A 16,942-nucleotide genomic window follows, 5' to 3' on the forward strand; every position below is an offset into this window, starting at 1 on the left:
TCGGGCGGCCCGTCAGGCGGTCCGGTCAGGCGGGCGTACCGAACGAGGAGCCGACTCCGTCCTCCTCGACGGACTCCACGAGCGGGTTCGCCCGCAGGCCGGCGACCTGGTCGGGGGAGAGCGGGGCGGCGAAGCCGTTCATCGCGGTGCGGAAGACGTGCACGGGCCTGATCCCGTGGTGGCCCGCCACCATGGCAGGGTCCATGCCCCTGCGGACGGTCACCACGTACGTCGGCCACTCGGCCGGAGCCGGGTGGGCGGCAAGGGGCGCGGGGTCATGGGGGGCGGCGGCGGTGGCGGTGACCGGCAGGGCGGCCACGGCGGCGAGGACGGTGACGGCGACGGCCGCCCGGCGGGTCCCACTCGGTCGAGAGCGCATGGGCGCGAGGCCATCACGCACGCAGGTCCCGGTCAACGAGGCCCGACGGCGGGCCCCGGCCCGGCGGTGGTGAACACCGAATGCGCCCCCTCCCTGTCGGCCAACCGGGCAAGGCTCCTCAAGGCGCACCGGTAGGTGCCCGATGCAGGGAAGGGGCGCGCCCCTCCCGGTGCACTCGTCCGTGGGCGGCGGGCCCCGCATCCCCCGCCGCCTTCCCTGGAGCTCCTCCATGCGCCTGCTCGCCCGTGTGACGACCGCCGCCCTGCTCGCCATGACCCCCGCCCTCACCGGCAGCGCGTCCGCGGCCGCCCCCGAGCCGACCCCGGCACCGCTGATCGCCTCGACGGACGCGGTACCCGGCCAGTACATCGTCACGCTGGACAAGGGCGTCGACGCGGCCGCGCTGACGAGGAAGCTGGGCCTGAGGCCCAGGTTCATGTACCGCCACGCCATCAACGGCTTCGCCGTGCCGATGACCCGGCTCCAGCTGGAGGCCGCACGGAAGACCGTCGGGGTGAAGACGGTCGAGGAGGACACGAGGATCTCGGCCGTGTCGGACGGCTCGGACGACGACGGGCGGGCGATGAGCTCCCCGACGTCGCTCTGGGGCCTGGACCGGATCGACCAGAGGACGCTGCCGCTCGACGATGACTTCACCACCAAGGGCAACGGCGCCGGGGTGACGGCGTACATCCTGGACACCGGCATCGACTACGACCACGACGAGTTCGACGGCCGCGCGACCTTCGGCTTCGACGCCGTCGGCGACGGCAGGCAGGGCATGGACTGCCAGGGCCACGGCACGCACGTCGCGGGAACGGTCGGCGGCAAGACGTATGGGGTCGCGCGCAAGACCAACCTGGTCGCCGTCCGCGTCCTGGGCTGCGACGGCACGGGCTCCTACTCGGGCATCATCGCCGGCATGGACTGGGTCGCGAACAACGCCAAGCAGCCCGCGGTACTGAACGCCTCCCTCGGCGGCCCCTGGTCCGAGGCGGTCAACAACGCCGCGAACGCCCTCTCCGACCGGGGGGTCCTGCCCGTCGTCGCGGCGGGCAACAGCTCCGAGGACGCGTGCAACGTCTCGCCCGCGTCCGCCGACCGCGTGGTGACGGTGGCGGCGAGCAACAGGTGGGACGAGGAGACGAGCTTCTCCAACTACGGTCGCTGCGTCAGCATCTACGCGCCCGGCCAGGACATCACCTCCGCGAAGCTCGGCGGCGGCAGCGTGGCCCTGAACGGTACGTCCATGGCCTCGCCGCACGTCACCGGCGTCGCGGTGCTCTACAAGCAGGCGCACCCGGCCGCGACCCCGGCGGAGGTCGCGGACTTCCTGGGCGACGCGTCCACGAAGGACGTCCTGACCAGCGTCAGCCCGGCCAGCCCCAACCGGCTGCTGTTCACCAACGGTCTCTGAGCGATCCCACGAAGTGGGCCCAGGCCTGCGCGCGGAACACCACGTGCGGGCCTTCGGGCTGCTTGGAGTCCCGGACGGGGACGATGGCGGGGTGGCCGTCGGAGACTTCGAGGCAGTCGCCGCCGTCGCCTCCGCTGTGGGTGGACTTCCGCCAGGTCGCCATCTCCAGGCAGTCGCCGCCATCGCCGGCGCTGTAGCTGGACTTGTGCCAGATGGCTGCCGACAGGTCGTACTCAGGCGTTCTGGTCATTTTCGTACTCCTCCGCCACCGACTCGATCAGGGCTAGCGACTCCCGCGGAGAGAGCGCGTTGGCCATGAGGAGATCGTAGGTCAGGGTGTGTTGGGCCACCGTGGCCGGATCGTCGAACAGCTGGCCCGTCCCGAGCCCTGTGACATACGCGAGCGGGGGAGCGTCGTCGAAGGACATCAGTTTGAGGGTGCCCGCCAATGAAGCGTGGGGGCCCGCGCTGAACGGCAGCACCTGCACGACGATCCGGTGTGACCGGATCAGACTCGCGATGTGACGCAGGGCCTCGGCGAGGATCGACGGGTCGTCCCCGCTCCGGCGCAGGATCGCCTCGTCAAGCACGCACCAGAACATGGGGGTTGTTGGATCGCCGAGCAGCGCCGCCCGGTCCAGGCGGTTCCGTACCAGCTCGTCGATCACGTCCTCCGCCGCCGTCGGCTGGTACGCGCGGAACACGGCCCGCGCGTACGCCTCCGTCTGCAACAGACCCGGGACGATCAGCGGCGCGTACTCCCGGATGGTCTTCGCCAGCGCCTCCGCCTCGGCCGCCGCCGCGAAGTGGTCCGGGTACTTGGACTTGGCCGCGGCCTCGCAGTTGCGGGCGAAGAAGCCGTCCGTGTGGAGGATCTCGTCTATCTGGCGGGCGACATCGAGGTGCATCCGGCGCGTCCCGGCTTCGAGCTGGCCGATGAACGAGCCGCTGACGAAAAGTCGTTCGGCCAGTTCGGCCTGAGTGAGGCCCGCGCGTTCGCGGGCGACTCGGAGTTCCGCGCCCAGGAGGGCGCGGGGTGAGGAGGAGGGGTCGAGGTTCTTTGGTCCCGGCATAACAACTCCTGGTCCAACACGTGCGTTTGTGCAGGGTCCGACGTTGAAAGGCTAGCTACCGAGTGGCCACTCTGTGTGCAGAATGCGATTACCCAGAGCGAAAGGGAAACGTCATGGTGCTCACACCGAAGGAACGCATGCTGGCGGCCGAGGAGGCCGTGGGGCAGTTGAAGGAAGCCCTCGGTGATGTGGGAGTGGTCTTCCCGTCGCTGGGCGTGGACGGGGTGTCCGCCGCCGGGACGTACGGGCTGCCGCTGGTCGACCTCGGGCGCTGCAACCTCGACACCGCGCTGCGGCTGGCCGCCGTGCTGCACGAGCGGGCGCATCCGTGACGGGAGACGAACGGGCGCGGTGCGAGGCGGTCTTGAAGGGGTTGGCGGAGGCCGCGCGCGGGTGGGAGTTCGAGCTGGCGTGGAAGTTGTGCTGGCTGGAGAAGGGGCTGGAGAGAGCCGGGTGGAAGCGTGCGGGCATGGGCCTTTCGGTGCGCGTGTCGCAGGACGGGCGCAGCGGGTTGTGGACCGCTGTCGGCGATGACGGGAAGCGGAGGGTGAGCGAGACGGCCGATACGGCGGACGAGGCGACGGCGTTGGTGCAGGAGGCGTTCGGTCTCAAGGCGTGGCGCCCGCAGCCGCCCCCGCCGCCGGGCTGGCAGCGGTTCTCGCTGGTGCACAGCCCGGCCGGCGAGTTCCCGGGGTTCGACGACAGACGCTACGACGCGATCAAGGCGTGCCCGCCGACCGGTTGCGTGGTCGAGGACTTCGGCGGGTGCTTCGGGCTGCGCTGCGAGCGGCCGGGGGCGCGGCTGCTCGACGCCGTGGCGCCGCTGTGCGGGGAGATCCGCGCCGGATACGGGTTGCTGATGACCGGGCTCGGGATCGAGAAGCTGTGGGAGTGGTCGCAGGACGGCCCGGACGGCTGGGGCGCGGAGATCGTCGGGCAGCTGCTGCTGATGGCCGCCGAACGCGGCCCGAAGCTGGGCTACGACGTGGAGGACCTGGTGGCCTACCTCCGCACCGCCGCCGGGGCGCGGGGGGCCTGATCAGCGGCCGCGGACGTACTCGACCTGGGCGAGGGGTGTGCCGTCGCCGAAGTCGTGGGTGCGCACGGCGCCGGATTCGGCGAAGCCGGATTTCACGTAGAAGCGGCGGGAGCGGGGCGTGTCGCGCAGCGTCCACAGGTGTGCGCCGCCGTACCCGTCGTCGTGCAGGCGCCGGAGCGTCGCGGTCATGAGGGCGTCGGCGATGCCGGTGCCCCAGGCGTCGGGGTGGGCGTAGAAGGTGTGGATCTCCGCAAGGGCGGGCCGGTCCGCGGACGGGCCGGAGGAGGACATGGCGAGCGGGCGGCCGTCGAGCCGGGCGAGGAGGATCGTGGCGGTGTCGTCGGCGACCCGGGCGTGCCAGCGGGTGAGCCGGGCGCGTACTTCCCGGGAGGCGAACTCCGCCTCGAAGAAGGGGGCGTACGCCGCTTCCCACGAGGCGGCGTGGATCTCCCCGAGCGCGTCCCCGTCGGACGGCATGGCGCGGCGAATGTCGATCATCCGATCACCTTATGCACGCCGTCCCCGCGCGGGCCGGAGAACCGGTCAAGCCGGAGCCGGTTCGGGGGAAGGGGGTGCCGTGGCCGGGGACGGGTCGGGGTCCGTGTCGAGTTCCGCGAGCATGCGGGGGGTGAAACCGAAGAAGTAGGTCGCGGCGAAGCCGGCCGTGTAGCCGACCGACAGGCCGCCCGCGTAGACGGCGACGGCCGTGCCGAGGCCCGTCGGGCCGTCCAGGAGCGGGAACAGGGCCCAGCCCGAGGGGCCGATGGCCGTCGAGCCGAAGCCGGCGCCCAGCTGGTTGAAGAGGCCGACGAACGCGCCGCCCGCCGCCCCGCCGACGCAGGCGGTGACGAACGGGCGGCCCAGCGGCAGGGAGACCCCGTAGATCAGCGGTTCCCCGACGCCCAGGAAACCGGCCGGGAGCGCCGACTTGATGGTGGTGCGCAGCGACCGGTTGCGCGGGAGGCGGCAGTACACGGCGAGGGCCGCGCCGACCTGGCCCGCGCCCGCCATCGCGAGGATCGGCAGCAGCACGGTGTAGCCGGAGTGCTCGATGAGGGTGGTGTGGATCGGGATCAGGGCCTGGTGCAGGCCCAGCATGACCAGGGGCAGGAAGAGGCCGCCCAGCACCAGCCCGGCGAACGCCCCGCCGGTCGCGAGGAGCCGGTCGGCGAACCAGCCGATGCCCTCGGCGACTTCACCGGCGAGGTACATCAGGCCGAAGAGGGTGACCAGGCCCGGGAGGAGGACGGTGAGGGTGGGCGTGACCAGGTTGTCCACGGCCTGCGGGACCCAGGTCCGGCACCACTTCTCCACGTACACGGCGAGCAGTGCGGCGCCCAGCGCGCCGAGCACACCGCCCTGCCCCGGCGCGAGGTGCTGGCCGAACGCCTCGATCTTCGCCACGCCCGGGAAGACGATGATCGCGGCGACGGCGCCGCCGAGTACGGGCGTGCCGCCGAACTCCTTGGCGGTGTGGTAGCCGACGAACACGGCGATCAGGGACATGAAGCCGGACGCGATCGCGGCGAGGGCGGGGACGACGGCGGGCAGCAGGCCGGAGTTGGTGAGCAGGCCGTTCAGCCCGGCGATGATGCCGCAGCCGATGAGGGCCGGGATCAGCGGGACGAAGATGTTCGCGATGCGGCGCAGCAGCAGTTTGACGGGGGTGGAGTTGCGCGCCGTGCGGGCCTCTTTCAGCGCCGTCCCGCGCGCCCGGAGGGCCTCGGCGGTGGCGGGGGGCGTGCAGGGTGCGGCCCGTCCGGGGGGTGCCTGCCGCACCAGCGCCTCGAACTCGGGCGTCACCCGGGCGACGGCGCCCGGGCCGAGCACGATCTGGTAGGTGTCGTCGTCCACGACGCCGAGGACGGCCGGGACGGCCTTGAGGGCCTCGTCCTGGACGAGGGCGCGGTCGCGCAGGCCGAGGCGCAGCCGGGTCATGCAGTGCGCGATGGAGGTGACGTTGTCCGGGCCGCCGACCAGGGGGAGGATCGCGGCGGCCGTGGCGCGGTGCGTGTCGGGGGACATGGGTGGGGATCGCCTCGCTGCTGGTCGGTGGGCGGCTGCTGGTCGGTGGGGGTCAGCGGGTCCGGGCGAGGGCCGCGCGCAGGTGGCCGTCCGCGTCCGCGAGGAGGGTGGCGGCGGTGGGGCCGTCGACCCCGCCGAGGATGACGAGGACCGCGTCCTTGACCTCACCGCCGGTCGCGGCGAGCGCGGCCTCGATCTCGTCGTCCGGGGCGCCGGTGGCGAGGGCGACGATGCGCCGGGAGCGGGCACGCAGCTTGTCGTTGGTGGCGCGGACGTCGACCATCAGGTTCCCGTACGTCTTGCCGAGGCGGATCATGGTGACGGTCGAGATGAGGTTCAGTACGAGCTTCTGGGCGGTCCCGGCCTTCAACCGGGTGGATCCGGTGAGGAATTCGGGGCCGACGACGACTTCGATGCCGTGCTCGGCGGCCGCGGCGAGCGCGGAGCCGGCGTTGCAGGACAGCCCGACGGTGAGCGCGCCGCGCGTACGGGCGAACTCGACGGCGCCGACCGCGTACGGGGTGCGGCCGGAGGCGGAGATGCCGATGACGGTGTCGGTGGCGGTGAGGTCGAGTGCGGTGAGGTCCTCGGCGGCGAGGGCGGTGGAGTCCTCGGCGCCCTCGACTGCCCGGACCATGGCGGTGGGGCCGCCCGCGATCAGGCCGACGACCTGGCGGGGGTCGGTGTTGAAGGTCGGCGGGCACTCGCTGGCGTCGAGGATGCCCATGCGGCCGGCGGTGCCGGCGCCCGCGTAGAGGAGCCGGCCGCCGCGGGCCATGCGGGCGGCGATCGCGTCGACGGCCGCGGCGATCTGCGGGAGCCGGTCGGCGACGGCGGCCGGGACGGTGGCGTCCTCGGCGTTCATGAGGCGGACGATGTCGAGGGTGGGCAGCCGGTCGATCTCGGCGAGGTCGGGCCGGAAGGCCTCGGTGGTGAGGGCGTCGAGCTGGGCACGCAGTTCCGCGTGGGCGGTCATGGGCGGGTCCTCGCGCTGGGGGCGTCTCGCTTCGGGGCTGAGGTCGGCACCGTATTTTCGTCCGGGGTGGGGGTCAAGGCGCCATGCCCGGGGCGGGGCCGCGGGGCAAGGGGCACCGGCTTTCCCCGTACTCGCCCGTACGGGTTCACAATGGGCCCATGGACCACGCGACCCCCCTTGAGCAGGCGCTGCATGCCGCCCGTGCCCTTGTACTCGCCGATCTCGTCGCGGGCGAGGTCGCCGAGGCCGATGTCGTGTCCCTCGTGGAGGACTCGGTCACGCACCGCCGCTGGTGGGTGGAGCAGTGGCCGGAGGGGGTCGACTACCTCGCCGGACTCGTCGCGCAGGACGTGCAGGACGCGCTGCTGGAGAAGTACGGGCGGTGGCCGCTGTGCCCGGTGTGCGCGCACGGTGATCCGCACTCCCTGGACGTCGAGCCGGAGCTCGGGCCGGATCCGCACTGGGTGTGCTCGGAGGCGGGCGTGCGGGTGGCGGCGGTGGGCGGACTCGGCCCCGTCTTCGGCCGGCGGTGAGCGGCGGGTGACGGTGTACATAGACCCGCCCACCTGGCCGGGGCACGGCCGGATGTGGTCGCACCTGGTCAGCGACGTCTCCTACGAAGAGCTGCACGCCTTCGCGGCGTCGATCGGCTGCCCGCCGCGGGCCTTCGAGCGGGACCACTACGACGTGCCGTCGTACCGGTACGCGGACGCGGTGGCGGCGGGTGCGGTGGAGGTGGGCAGCAAGGAGCTGGTCCGCCGCATCACGGAGGCGGGCCTGCGCCGCCCGAAGGGGCGCACGCTCTGAGCGGGCCGTCCGGCCCCCGCAGGCTCTGAGCGGGGCCGTCCGGCCCGCTCAGCGGTCCAGCGCCCGGGTCGGCGGTCCAGCGCCCGGGTCGGCGGTCCCGCCCCCTCAGCGGTCCTGCGCCCCGCTCAGGGCGTCGGAGTGGGCCGGGCGGGGCGTGGAGGAGGCCAGGACGCGGGAGCGCGTGGGGCGGTCGAGCCGCAGGGCGAGGGCGGTCAGGGCGAGGGCGGTGACCGTCATCGCGGCGCCCGCCCAGGCGGTGGAGGCGAAGCCGAGACCGGCGTCGATGACGGTGCCGCCGAGCCAGGGGCCGCCGGTGTTGCCCAGGTTGAACGCGGCGGTGGTCGTGGCGCCCGCGAGGGTGGGGGCGGCCCCGGCGACGTTGAACAGCCGGGCGTTCAGCGCCGGGGCGGTGAAGAAGGCCGAGAAGCCGATCAGGAACGACAGCGCGACCGCCGCCACCGCGAAGGACGCGAGCAGGGCCAGCGCGACGAGGAACACCGTCGAGGCGGCGATGCCCCACAGCAGCACCCCGAACAGGTGGGCGTCCGCGACCCGCCCGCCGATGGTCGTACCGACGAGCGCGCCCACCCCGAACAGGCCGAGGGTCCACGGCACCCAGCCGGAGTCCAGCCCGGCCACGTCCGTGAGCAGCGGGGACAGGTAGCTGAACGCGCAGAAGACACCGCCCGCGGCGAGCGAGGTGACGCCGACCGACAGCCACACCTGGCGGTCCCGGTAGATCCGCAGCTCCCTGCGCAGCCGCGGCTTCTCGGCGGGCAGCGGGATGCGCGGGATCAGCGCCAGGATTCCGGCCAGGGCGATCGCGGAGGCCGCGCCGACCGCCCAGAACGCCGAGCGCCAGCCGAGCTGCTCGCCGAGGAAGGCCCCGGCGGGCACGCCGAGGACGTTGGCGATCGACAGCCCGCCGATCATGACGGACATCGCCCGCGCGCGCTGGTCCTTGTCGACCATGGCGATGGCGACGGCCGCGCCGACCGCCCAGAACCCGGCGCAGGCGAGCGCGGAGACCACGCGGCAGGCGAAGAGCAGCTCGTACGAGGGGGCCAGCGCGCCCGCGACCTGCCCGAGGCCGAAGAGGGAGATCAGGCTCACCAGGGTCGTACGGCGCGGCAGGCGCAGGGTGGCGACGGCCAGCAGCGGGGCCCCCACGACCATGCCGATGGCGAAGGCCGATATCAGCAGGCCGGCCTGCGGGATGGTGACGCCCATGTCCTCGGCGATGGGCGGCAGGAGCCCGGAGAGCATGAATTCGCTGGTGCCGAGGGCGAAGACGGACAGGCCGAGGACGTACACGGCGACGGGCATGCGGGAGCGTGCGGGGGCTGCGGGCATGTAGTGCATGAACCAGCCGGAACGGTGGCGCATTCCCGACCGCCGGTACGTCCGTCAGGTTCCGCCCCCGGCGCGTCCGTCAGCCGGCGTCCGTCAGGGTGGCCAGCTCGGCGGCCAGGTTGCGGCGGGCCGTGGCCTCCCAGTGCGCGGTGCCGTAGGGGGTGCGGAAGAGCCGGGGCAGGCCCAGCAGCTGGCGCAGTACGGCGGCGCGGCCGTCACGGAAGGCGTCGTCGGGGACGAAGCCGTACTCGGCGCGGACGGCGGCGACGTAGGCGGCGTAGGCGTCCGGGGGCCCGGCGAGGACGGCGAGGTCTGCGTCGCAGAGCACCTCGCCGTTGGTGTCGCCGGGCGCGGGGTCGTGGGTGACGGTGAGGCGGACCAGCCGGGCGACCTCGGCGGTGCGGGCGGCGTCGATGCCCAGTTCCGGCAGGGCGCGCTCGGCGAGGGCGGCGCTGCGCTCCTCGTTCTCGGACCGGTCGGGCCGGTAGACGGCGTCGTGGAACCAGGCCGCGAGCTCGACGGCGGCCTGGTCCTGCGCGTGCGGCGCGAGCACGTCGATGCGCGCGAGGACGTCGGCCAGGTGCGCGGTGGTGTGGTACCGGCGCTGCGGCTCCGCCCAGGCGGCGAGGAGGCGGTCGGCGTAGGGCGTGGCGTCGAGCCCGGGGGCGGCGCCGGCGGCGGCGGCGGTCGCCCGCCAGCGGTCGCGGAGGTCTGCGGTCATGGGCACATTCTGGGGGTGGCGCGCCGGTGCTGGTGGTGGATGGGCGTGGGCCCGTATTCTGAGATTGGACTAGACCTATTTTTCCGAGGATGGGATCGATCGAATGAGCAACCGTGCGCTCCTGGAGGTGATCGCCCTCGACGTGGAGGACGCGGTCGCGGCCCAGGCCGGTGGGGCGGACCGTCTCGAACTCGTCACCGACATGGCCGCCGACGGGCTCACCCCCTCGCGCGAGACCTTCGCGGCGATCCGGGCGGCGGTCGACATCCCGCTGCGCGTGATGCTCCGCCGGACGGACGGGTTCGCCGCCGGCCGGATCGACCTCCTCGCCGCGCAGGCGCGGGAGCTGCGGGCGGAGGGTGCGCGGGAGTTCGTCCTCGGCTTCCTGGGCCCGGAGGGCGGGCCCGACCTCGCCGCCGTCGAAGCGGTGGTGGCGGAACTGGACGGCTGCCGCTGGACCTTCCACCGGGCCATCGACCGGGCGGCCGACCGGGACCAGGCCCGCAAGGCCCTCGCGGACCTGCCGGGGCTGGACACGTTCCTGACGGCCGGGTCGGCGGCGGGGGTGGACGCGGGGCTCCCGGTGCTGGCGGCGGAGGCGGCGCGCCGGGGTGAGCCCGGGTACAAGGCACGGATCCTCGTCGGCGGCGGCCTGGCGCTGGCCCACCTCCCGGCCCTGCGGGCGGCGGGCATCGACGCCTTCCACATCGGCGGCGCGGCCAGGCCGTCGGGCTGGTCGGGCCCGGTCTCGGCCGCCGCGGTGGCCGAGTGGCGCACGGCCCTCGGCTGAGCGGCGCTCCGACGCGGAGCCGGCGCGCGGCCTCATCCGAGCGGCTGCGCGCCGAGCGGCTGCGCGCCGGGTGCCGGGGTGCCGGGTGTCGCAGGGCCGTCACGCAACGGGGTTGACGACGAGTCAACCCCGGTGCGCGGGCGCCGCGATGCCCGGCGGCTGGGCAGCGTCAGCAGAACTTGCTCTCCAGCGCGGCCTTCGCGCCGGCGTTGTAGCCCTTCTCGTAGTTCGGGTCGAGCTGGGTGAGGTTGTTCTGCGCGATCATCTTGCAGTTGGCCTTCGTGTCGCTGAAGCCCTTCGCGTAGCCCTTGGCGTACTGGTCCTGAGCGCCCTTCTGCTCGGCTTCCTTGACCGTGCCGCACGTGGCCTTGTCGTCGCCCGAAGAGGCGGTCACCTTGCCGGCCGGGATGAAGCCGCTGGAGTTGAACACACCGTCGTCGTCGGCGGAGCCGCTGGCGGTGAACCTGTGGGTGGCGGTGCCGCCCTGGACGGACACCTCCACTCCGGGCTGGGCGCCCGTGACGTTGACGTCGTAGCGGCCCGGACTGGTCGGGGTCTGCTTCACGCTGCAGGTGAGCGAGGGCGCCGCCGCCTGCGCGGAACCCGCCAGGAGCGACACCGACCCGAAGGCCAGCGAGGACACCGCCAGCGGCGTCAGAACGGCCAGTCGTACACGTCGGTTCATTGTTCGTCCTTCTCTCGGAGACAAGACGGCCGAGCGGGGACCACGCGACGGCTGAGCGGGCACCACGCGGCAACCAGCGTGCGGCGCGGGCCGGCCCGGCGGGAACGGGGGCCCACGGGCCTCCCGGGGCGGTGGCCCCTCACGGGCCCCGCACCTCGTGGACCCCGCCCGCAGGGGCGGCCCGGGGCACCTTCACGAGGTGCTTCCATCGTCCGGCCGTCCCCGCCCCCTGTCCACCGGAGTTACAGGTGAGCAGACATCCGGTCCGCTGCCCGCTCCGGTGCGAGGGCCGCCGGGAGCGTCAGGCCAGGGCTTCGGGGAGCGGGGCCGCGTGGAGGAGGTGGAGGCCGGAGACGGCTCGGGTGAGGCAGACGTAGAGCCGGCGCAGGCCGGTGCGTTCGTCCGGTTCGCCCGAGACGACCGCCGCCGGCTCGTCCAGCACGACGTGGTCGTACTCCAGGCCCTTCGCCAGCGACGCCGGCAACAGCGTCAACCGGGCCCGCTGCGTCGTCTCCTCGCCCGGCGCCAGGTACGGCAGCCCCGCCGCCTCCAGGGCCCGCGCCAGCTCCGGGACGCGGGCGTCCGCCGCGATCAGGCCGATCGAGCCCTCGTGCCGCAGGGAGTCCCGGCACGCCGCGACCACGGCCGCGGTCAGCTCCGTACCCGTGTCCGTCGCCGCCACCGCCGAGACGACCAGCGAGCCCGGCGTCCCACGGACCGAGGACACCGCCGCCAGCCCCGGCGAGATCACCGGCAGCAGCCGTGACGCGTACGCGATCACCTCGCGCGGTACGCGGAACCCGGCCGTCAGCTCCTCCAGCACCGCCTCCGGCTTGCCCAGGTGCGCCAGCGCCTCGTCCCAACTGCGCGTCGCCCACGGGGTGGTGCCCTGTGCGAGGTCGCCCAGTACGGTCGCCGAGCCCGTCGTGCAGCGCCGCCCCACCGCCCGGTACTGCATCGGCGAGAGGTCCTGGGCCTCGTCGAGCACGACGTGGCCCAGCGAGTGCGTGCGCTCCACCAGGTCCGCCGCCTCGTCGATCAGGACCAGGTCCGCGGCCGTCCACTTCGCCGACTTCACGCTGCGGAACGGCTTCGGCCACAGCAGCAGCTTCTGCTCGTCGTCCGTCAGGACGCCGTCCGCGTGGGCGGCGAGGAACTCCGCGTCCGACAGCAGCCGCAGCACCAGCTTCGCCGGCTCCACGGGCGGCCAGATCTCCCGTACCGCCGCCTTGACCGCCGCGTTGCGGGCGACGGCGTCCTGGACCCGGTCGTCGGGGGCCTCGCCCGCCTGCTCCATGCGGACGAGGACGGTGTGCGCGATCCGCTGCGGCAGCGCCTCGCGGGCGGCGCCGTAGCGGACGTCCCGGTCGAGGAGCTCGCGGACGATCTCCTCCAGCTCGTACGCGGGCACCCGCCAGCGGCGCGACCCGCGCACCACCATCAGCGGCTCGACCGGCGCGGCGACGTGCGAGCGGACGGCGCGGCGCAGCACCTCCGCCATCCGGGCGTCGCCCTTGACCACGGCAGTCGCGGCGGCGTCCGCGGCGCGTACCTCCAGGCCCTCGCGGGCGACGAGGTCGTCGACGGTGGCCTGCTTGACCTCCAGCTCGCCCAGGGCCGGCAGGACCTGCTCGATGTAGTGGAGGAAGGAACGGTTCGGCCCGACGACGAGCGTGCCGGTGCGGGCCAGCCGCTCGCGGTGCGCGTACAGCAGGTACGCGACCCGGTGCAGGCCGACCGCCGTCTTTCCGGTGCCGGGGCCGCCCTGGACGCAGACGGAGCCGGACAGGCCGGAGCGGACGAGCCGGTCCTGCTCCGGCTGGATCGTCGCGACGATGTCCCGCATGGGGCCGACGCGCGGGCGCTCGATCTCCTGCTGGAGGAGCTTGCTGACGGCGGCGCTCTCGGTGGGGTCGCTGAGGTGCTCGTCCTCGTACGCGGTGAGTTCGCCGCCGGTGTAGCCGAACCGGCGGCGCAGGCCGACGTCTTGGGGGTCGGCCTTGGAGGCGCGGTAGAAGGGCTGGGAGACGGGGGCGCGCCAGTCGATGACCATGGGGTCGCCGTCGGCGTCGTGGACGTGGCGGCGGCCGATGTAGAACTGCTCGCCTGCGGCGCCCTCCGCGAGGTCGGCGCCGGGTGCGTGGAGGTAGTCGAGGCGGCCGAAGAAGAGGGGGGTGTGGGCGAGGTCGGCGAGGGCTTTGATGCGGTCGTCGATCTGGCCCTGGAGGACCGCCGCGTTGACCCAGTTAGCGGTGACGTCGCGGATGTCGAGGGACTCCACGTCCTCGCGCATCGCGCGGAGCGCGGCGCGGGAGGCGGTGAGGTGCGCCTGCTCGCGGGCGAGGGGGTGGGCGGCGTCGGTTTCCTCCTCCGCCCGGGCGGGGGCGGCGGGTTCGGGGGCGTGCGCGGGCACGGACTGCCTCCAACGGCTGGTGTGCGGGAGCTCGCTCCACAGGAGCGGTGCGGTACGGACACGTGCCCGCCGGTACCGGCCGGCGGGCGCTCTCCCGATGGGGCGGAGGGAGGCGGCAAGAGCGGCGAGTGTAGCCATCGGGCGGCCGGTACGCGAATGGATTACGGGCCGGGCCCGGCCGGCGGCCACGGCCGGGGAGCCACGGCCGGGGAGCCACGGCCAGGGCAGGGCCGGTGACCGGCGGCAGGGCCGGTGACCGGCGCAGGGTCCCGTGAGCAGGGTCGTGTGACCGGTACTCCGTGTGGGTGTCATACGTCGGGGTGTCAGACCTGAGGGAGGGCCTTAGGGGCGGCCATGCGCCCGGAGGAGGAGGCGGAGGGCCTGGCGGTTCCTTCCTCAGGGCGATGCGACATCGGGGGAGGAAACGCACCATGGATACATGAGCAGCGCAACCTTCACCCCGATCCGGGGCGGCCGCCCTCGCGGCGCCACCGCCACCTCCGACCACCGTCCCCGCCACCGCGTCGGCAACGTCCTGCGCGCCGCGAAGGTCTTCGCCGCGACCGCCGTGAGCGTCGTCGTCCTCGGTGAGTACTCCGAGGAGACGGGCCTCATACGCCGCTGACCGCGGGGTGACCCGGGCGCAGCGGTGCCGGTCCACGGCGGTCGGCGCCTGCCGCGAACCAGCCTGATCCCGACGGCGTCCGGCCAGTGATCCGCTGCCGGGCCACTGTCGTCCACTGCCGGGACCACTGATCCACTAGGGTCACGCGCGTGACCCCGAGCCCCGAGCCCGCCCGCTCGCCGTCGCCCCTTTACCGCCTGCTGATCACCGGCTCGCTGCTCGCGCTGGGGGTGCTGTGCCTCGCCCCGCGCGTCCCGGTGGCCAACGCCCTCGTCCACGGCTTCTCCGCCGCCGAGTGGCGCCCGCCCACCGCCTATCCGCCGTTCGCCGCGATCCTGTTCACGCCCGCCGCCTGGCTGCCGGCCGGTGTCCTCAAGGCCGTGCTCGTCCTGGGGAGCGCGGGCCTGCTCGCCCTGCTGACCTTGTGGTCCTGCCGCCTCGCGGGACTGCGGGCCCGGCCGGGGCACGTCCTGGCCGCAACCGTCGCGGGGCTGTGGGTGGAGCCGCTGTTCCAGAGCCCGCTGCCCGGCCAGATCAACCTGGCGCTGGCCTGCGTCGCCGTCTGGGACCTCGGCCGGCCGCGCGCGGCACTGGGCAAGGGCTTCGCGCTGGGCACCGCCGCCGGGATCACGCTGACCCCGGCGGTCCTCATCCCGTACCTGCTGCTGACCGGGCGGATCCGGACCGGCCTGACCGCACTGGCCGCCTTCGCCGGCACCGGCCTGCTGGGCCTGCTCGTCCTGCCGCAGGCCTCCGCCGACTTCTGGACCCGCCACCTCGCCGTGGGGGGCCGGGCCCTGCTGCCGGAGCTGCCGCACCTGTGGGTCTGGTGCGTTCCGCTGCTGGCGTTCCTGACGCGCGCCGCAGGCCGCCGCCGGGACCCGGCCGCGAGGGTGCCCCCGCCGAGGTCATCCGTCTCGCGGGCGGGCGCGCCCCGGCGGGCCGGGGGCCGCCCGCCCGAAGCCGGTGCGGCCGGGGTCAGTCGCTCGCCAGCAGCTCGTCGGCATCCATGATCCGGTAGGCGTAGCCCTGCTCCGCCAGGAAGCGCTGGCGGTGCGCGGCGAAGTCCTGGTCGATCGTGTCGCGCGCGACGACCGAGTAGAACCGCGCCTCGTGCCCGTCCGCCTTCGGGCGCAGGACACGGCCGAGGCGCTGCGCCTCCTCCTGGCGCGAGCCGAAGGTGCCGGACACCTGGATCGCGACGGTCGCCTCCGGCAGGTCGATGGAGAAGTTCGCGACCTTCGAGACGACCAGCACGTTGATCTCGCCCTCGCGGAAGGCGTTGAAGAGCTTCTCGCGCTGCGCGTTGGAGGTCTCGCCCTTGATGACGGGCGCGTCGAGGTGCTCGCCGAGTTCGTCGAGCTGGTCGATGTACTGCCCGATGACCAGGGTCTGCTCGCCCCGGTGCTTGCGCACCAGCGCCTCGGTGACCTTCCGCTTCGTCGCGGTCGTCGCGCAGTAGCGGTACTTCTCCTCCGTCTCGGCGGTCGCGTACGCGAGCCGCTCCGAGTCGGTGAGGTTCACCCGCACCTCGACGCAGTCCGCCGGCGCGATGTAGCCCTGCGCCTCGATCTCCTTCCACGGCGCGTCGAACCGCTTGGGGCCGATCAGGGAGAACACGTCCGACTCGCGGCCGTCCTCCCGGACCAGGGTCGCGGTCAGGCCGAGCCGCCGCCGGGCCTGGAGGTCGGCCGTGAACTTGAAGACCGGCGCGGGCAGCAGGTGCACCTCGTCATAGAGGATCAGGCCCCAGTCCCGGGAGTCGAACAGCTCCAGGTGCGGGTAGACGCCCTTCCGCTTCGTCGTCAGCACCTGGTAGGTGGCGATGGTGACGGGCCGGATCTCCTTGCGGGTGCCGGAGTACTCGCCGATCTCCTCCTCCGTCAGCGAGGTCCGCTTGACCAGCTCGTGCTTCCACTGCCGGGCCGAGACGGTGTTGGTGACGAGGATCAGCGTGGTCGCCTTGGCCATCGCCATGGCGCCCGCGCCGACGAGCGTCTTGCCGGCGCCGCAGGGCAGCACGACGACGCCGGAGCCGCCGTGCCAGAACCCTTCGACGGCCTGCTGCTGGTACGGCCGCAGCGCCCAGCCGTCCTCGACCAGGTCGATGGCGTGCGCCTCGCCGTCGACGTACCCGGCGAGGTCCTCGGCCGGCCAGCCCAGCTTGAGCAGGGTCTGCTTGATCTGACCGCGCTCGGAGGGGTGCACGGCCACGGTGTCCGGGTCGAGCCGGGCCCCGACCAGGGGGGTGATCCGCTTGGACCGCAGGATCTCCTCCAGCACGGGCCGGTCGGTGCTGGTCAGCACCAGCCCGTGGACGGGGTGCTTGGACAGGGTCAGCCGCCCGTAGCGGGCCATGGTCTCGGCGACGTCGACGAGCAGCGCGTGCGGCACGGGGTAGCGGGAGAACTCGACGAGCGCGTCCACCACCTGCTCCGCGTCGTGCCCGGCGGCCCGGGCGTTCCACAGCCCGAGCGGGGTGATCCGGTAGGTGTGGATGTGCTCGGGCGCCCGCTCCAGCTCGGCGAAGGGCGCGATGGCCCGCCGCGCGGCCCCGGCCAGCTCGTGGTCGACCTCGAGAAGAAGGGTTTTGTCACTCTGGACGATGAGAGGCCCGTTCACACGCGTCCCTTTCCGGC

Annotated in this window: 19 protein-coding genes; 8 read left to right on the forward strand and 11 right to left on the reverse strand. The window is 73.6% G+C overall.

Annotated features, from left to right (window positions below; translation table 11 throughout):
- Positions 1-25: 25 nt before the first annotated feature.
- Positions 26-379 (reverse strand): protease inhibitor I9 family protein, encoded by a 354-nt coding sequence (locus OHA81_RS17715; RefSeq protein WP_329197114.1) that lies wholly within the window; start codon positions 377-379, stop codon positions 26-28.
- A gap of 229 nt (positions 380-608) precedes the next feature.
- Here OHA81_RS17715 and OHA81_RS17720 point away from each other — a divergent pair, with 229 nt between their 5' ends.
- Positions 609-1,796 carry a S8 family peptidase gene (locus tag OHA81_RS17720; RefSeq protein ID WP_329197116.1) on the forward strand — a complete coding sequence of 396 codons (1,188 nt, stop codon included), beginning with the start codon at positions 609-611 and terminating at the stop codon, positions 1,794-1,796.
- On the opposite strand, the gene OHA81_RS17725 is transcribed toward OHA81_RS17720, so the two are convergent.
- Entirely contained in the window at positions 1,780-2,046 is a 267-nt protein-coding gene (locus OHA81_RS17725) for a DUF397 domain-containing protein (RefSeq protein ID WP_329197119.1), read from the reverse strand. The two genes, OHA81_RS17720 and OHA81_RS17725, sit on opposite strands and share 17 nt — an antisense overlap.
- Entirely contained in the window at positions 2,030-2,869 is an 840-nt protein-coding gene (locus OHA81_RS17730; RefSeq protein ID WP_329197121.1) for a helix-turn-helix domain-containing protein, read from the reverse strand. Before OHA81_RS17730 ends, OHA81_RS17725 begins: the two co-directional genes overlap by 17 nt.
- A gap of 113 nt (positions 2,870-2,982) precedes the next feature.
- On the opposite strand from OHA81_RS17730, the gene OHA81_RS17735 reads away from it, so the two are divergent.
- Entirely contained in the window at positions 2,983-3,201 is a 219-nt protein-coding gene (locus OHA81_RS17735) for a hypothetical protein (RefSeq protein WP_329197123.1), read from the forward strand.
- On the forward strand, positions 3,198-3,908 hold the full coding sequence (locus tag OHA81_RS17740; protein WP_329197124.1) for a hypothetical protein: 711 nt from the start codon (positions 3,198-3,200) through the stop codon (positions 3,906-3,908). The genes OHA81_RS17735 and OHA81_RS17740 overlap by 4 nt, the downstream gene beginning before the upstream one ends.
- On the opposite strand, the gene OHA81_RS17745 is transcribed toward OHA81_RS17740, so the two are convergent.
- From OHA81_RS17745 to murQ, 3 genes are read right to left on the reverse strand one after another with little or no spacing between them, the layout of a single operon-like run.
- Positions 3,909-4,406, reverse strand: coding sequence for a GNAT family N-acetyltransferase (locus OHA81_RS17745; RefSeq protein ID WP_329197126.1), 498 nt, complete (start codon positions 4,404-4,406; stop codon positions 3,909-3,911).
- 45 nt (positions 4,407-4,451) lie between these two features.
- Positions 4,452-5,933, reverse strand: a complete 1,482-nt coding sequence (locus tag OHA81_RS17750; protein ID WP_329197128.1) for a PTS transporter subunit EIIC — start codon at positions 5,931-5,933, stop codon at positions 4,452-4,454.
- A 52-nt stretch (positions 5,934-5,985) separates the two neighbouring features.
- Entirely contained in the window at positions 5,986-6,909 is a 924-nt protein-coding gene (gene murQ, locus OHA81_RS17755) for an N-acetylmuramic acid 6-phosphate etherase (RefSeq protein WP_329197130.1), read from the reverse strand.
- 158 nt (positions 6,910-7,067) lie between these two features.
- On the opposite strand from murQ, the gene OHA81_RS17760 reads away from it, so the two are divergent.
- Entirely contained in the window at positions 7,068-7,442 is a 375-nt protein-coding gene (locus OHA81_RS17760) for a hypothetical protein (protein ID WP_190187163.1), read from the forward strand.
- 7 nt (positions 7,443-7,449) lie between these two features.
- Positions 7,450-7,716, forward strand: a complete 267-nt coding sequence (locus OHA81_RS17765) for a DUF4031 domain-containing protein (RefSeq protein ID WP_329197132.1) — start codon at positions 7,450-7,452, stop codon at positions 7,714-7,716.
- Between the two features lie 105 nt (positions 7,717-7,821).
- Here OHA81_RS17765 and OHA81_RS17770 read toward each other — a convergent pair whose 3' ends face one another.
- Together OHA81_RS17770 and OHA81_RS17775 are read right to left on the reverse strand one after the other, a co-directional pair.
- Entirely contained in the window at positions 7,822-9,042 is a 1,221-nt protein-coding gene (locus OHA81_RS17770; RefSeq protein WP_329202354.1) for a Cmx/CmrA family chloramphenicol efflux MFS transporter, read from the reverse strand.
- Between the two features lie 106 nt (positions 9,043-9,148).
- On the reverse strand, positions 9,149-9,790 hold the full coding sequence (locus tag OHA81_RS17775; RefSeq protein WP_329197133.1) for an HD domain-containing protein: 642 nt from the start codon (positions 9,788-9,790) through the stop codon (positions 9,149-9,151).
- A 103-nt stretch (positions 9,791-9,893) separates the two neighbouring features.
- Here OHA81_RS17775 and OHA81_RS17780 point away from each other — a divergent pair, with 103 nt between their 5' ends.
- The gene (locus OHA81_RS17780; protein ID WP_329197135.1) at positions 9,894-10,580 is read left to right on the forward strand and encodes a copper homeostasis protein CutC; all 687 of its coding nucleotides are present in this window, start codon (positions 9,894-9,896) and stop codon (positions 10,578-10,580) included.
- Between the two features lie 169 nt (positions 10,581-10,749).
- Here OHA81_RS17780 and OHA81_RS17785 read toward each other — a convergent pair whose 3' ends face one another.
- Together OHA81_RS17785 and OHA81_RS17790 are read right to left on the reverse strand one after the other, a co-directional pair.
- Positions 10,750-11,265, reverse strand: coding sequence for a hypothetical protein (locus tag OHA81_RS17785; protein WP_329197137.1), 516 nt, complete (start codon positions 11,263-11,265; stop codon positions 10,750-10,752).
- 301 nt (positions 11,266-11,566) lie between these two features.
- Positions 11,567-13,558 carry a HelD family protein gene (locus OHA81_RS17790; RefSeq protein ID WP_329202356.1) on the reverse strand — a complete coding sequence of 664 codons (1,992 nt, stop codon included), beginning with the start codon at positions 13,556-13,558 and terminating at the stop codon, positions 11,567-11,569.
- Positions 13,559-14,117: 559 nt separating this feature from the next.
- Between OHA81_RS17790 and OHA81_RS17795 the strand changes: the two genes are divergently transcribed.
- Both OHA81_RS17795 and OHA81_RS17800 read left to right on the forward strand, forming a co-directional pair.
- Positions 14,118-14,303: a hypothetical protein gene (locus OHA81_RS17795; RefSeq protein ID WP_329197139.1), complete on the forward strand. Its 186-nt coding sequence runs from the start codon at positions 14,118-14,120 to the stop codon at positions 14,301-14,303.
- A gap of 149 nt (positions 14,304-14,452) precedes the next feature.
- Positions 14,453-15,316, forward strand: a complete 864-nt coding sequence (locus tag OHA81_RS17800; RefSeq protein ID WP_329197140.1) for a glycosyltransferase family 87 protein — start codon at positions 14,453-14,455, stop codon at positions 15,314-15,316.
- On the opposite strand, the gene OHA81_RS17805 is transcribed toward OHA81_RS17800, so the two are convergent.
- Complete coding sequence (locus tag OHA81_RS17805; protein WP_329197142.1) at positions 15,282-16,925, reverse strand: DNA repair helicase XPB; 1,644 nt, start codon at positions 16,923-16,925, stop codon at positions 15,282-15,284. The two genes, OHA81_RS17800 and OHA81_RS17805, sit on opposite strands and share 35 nt — an antisense overlap.
- Positions 16,926-16,942: the final 17 nt, after the last annotated feature.

The sequence above is a fragment of the Streptomyces sp. NBC_00667 genome, assembly GCF_036226825.1.
GTDB lineage: Bacteria > Actinomycetota > Actinomycetes > Streptomycetales > Streptomycetaceae > Streptomyces.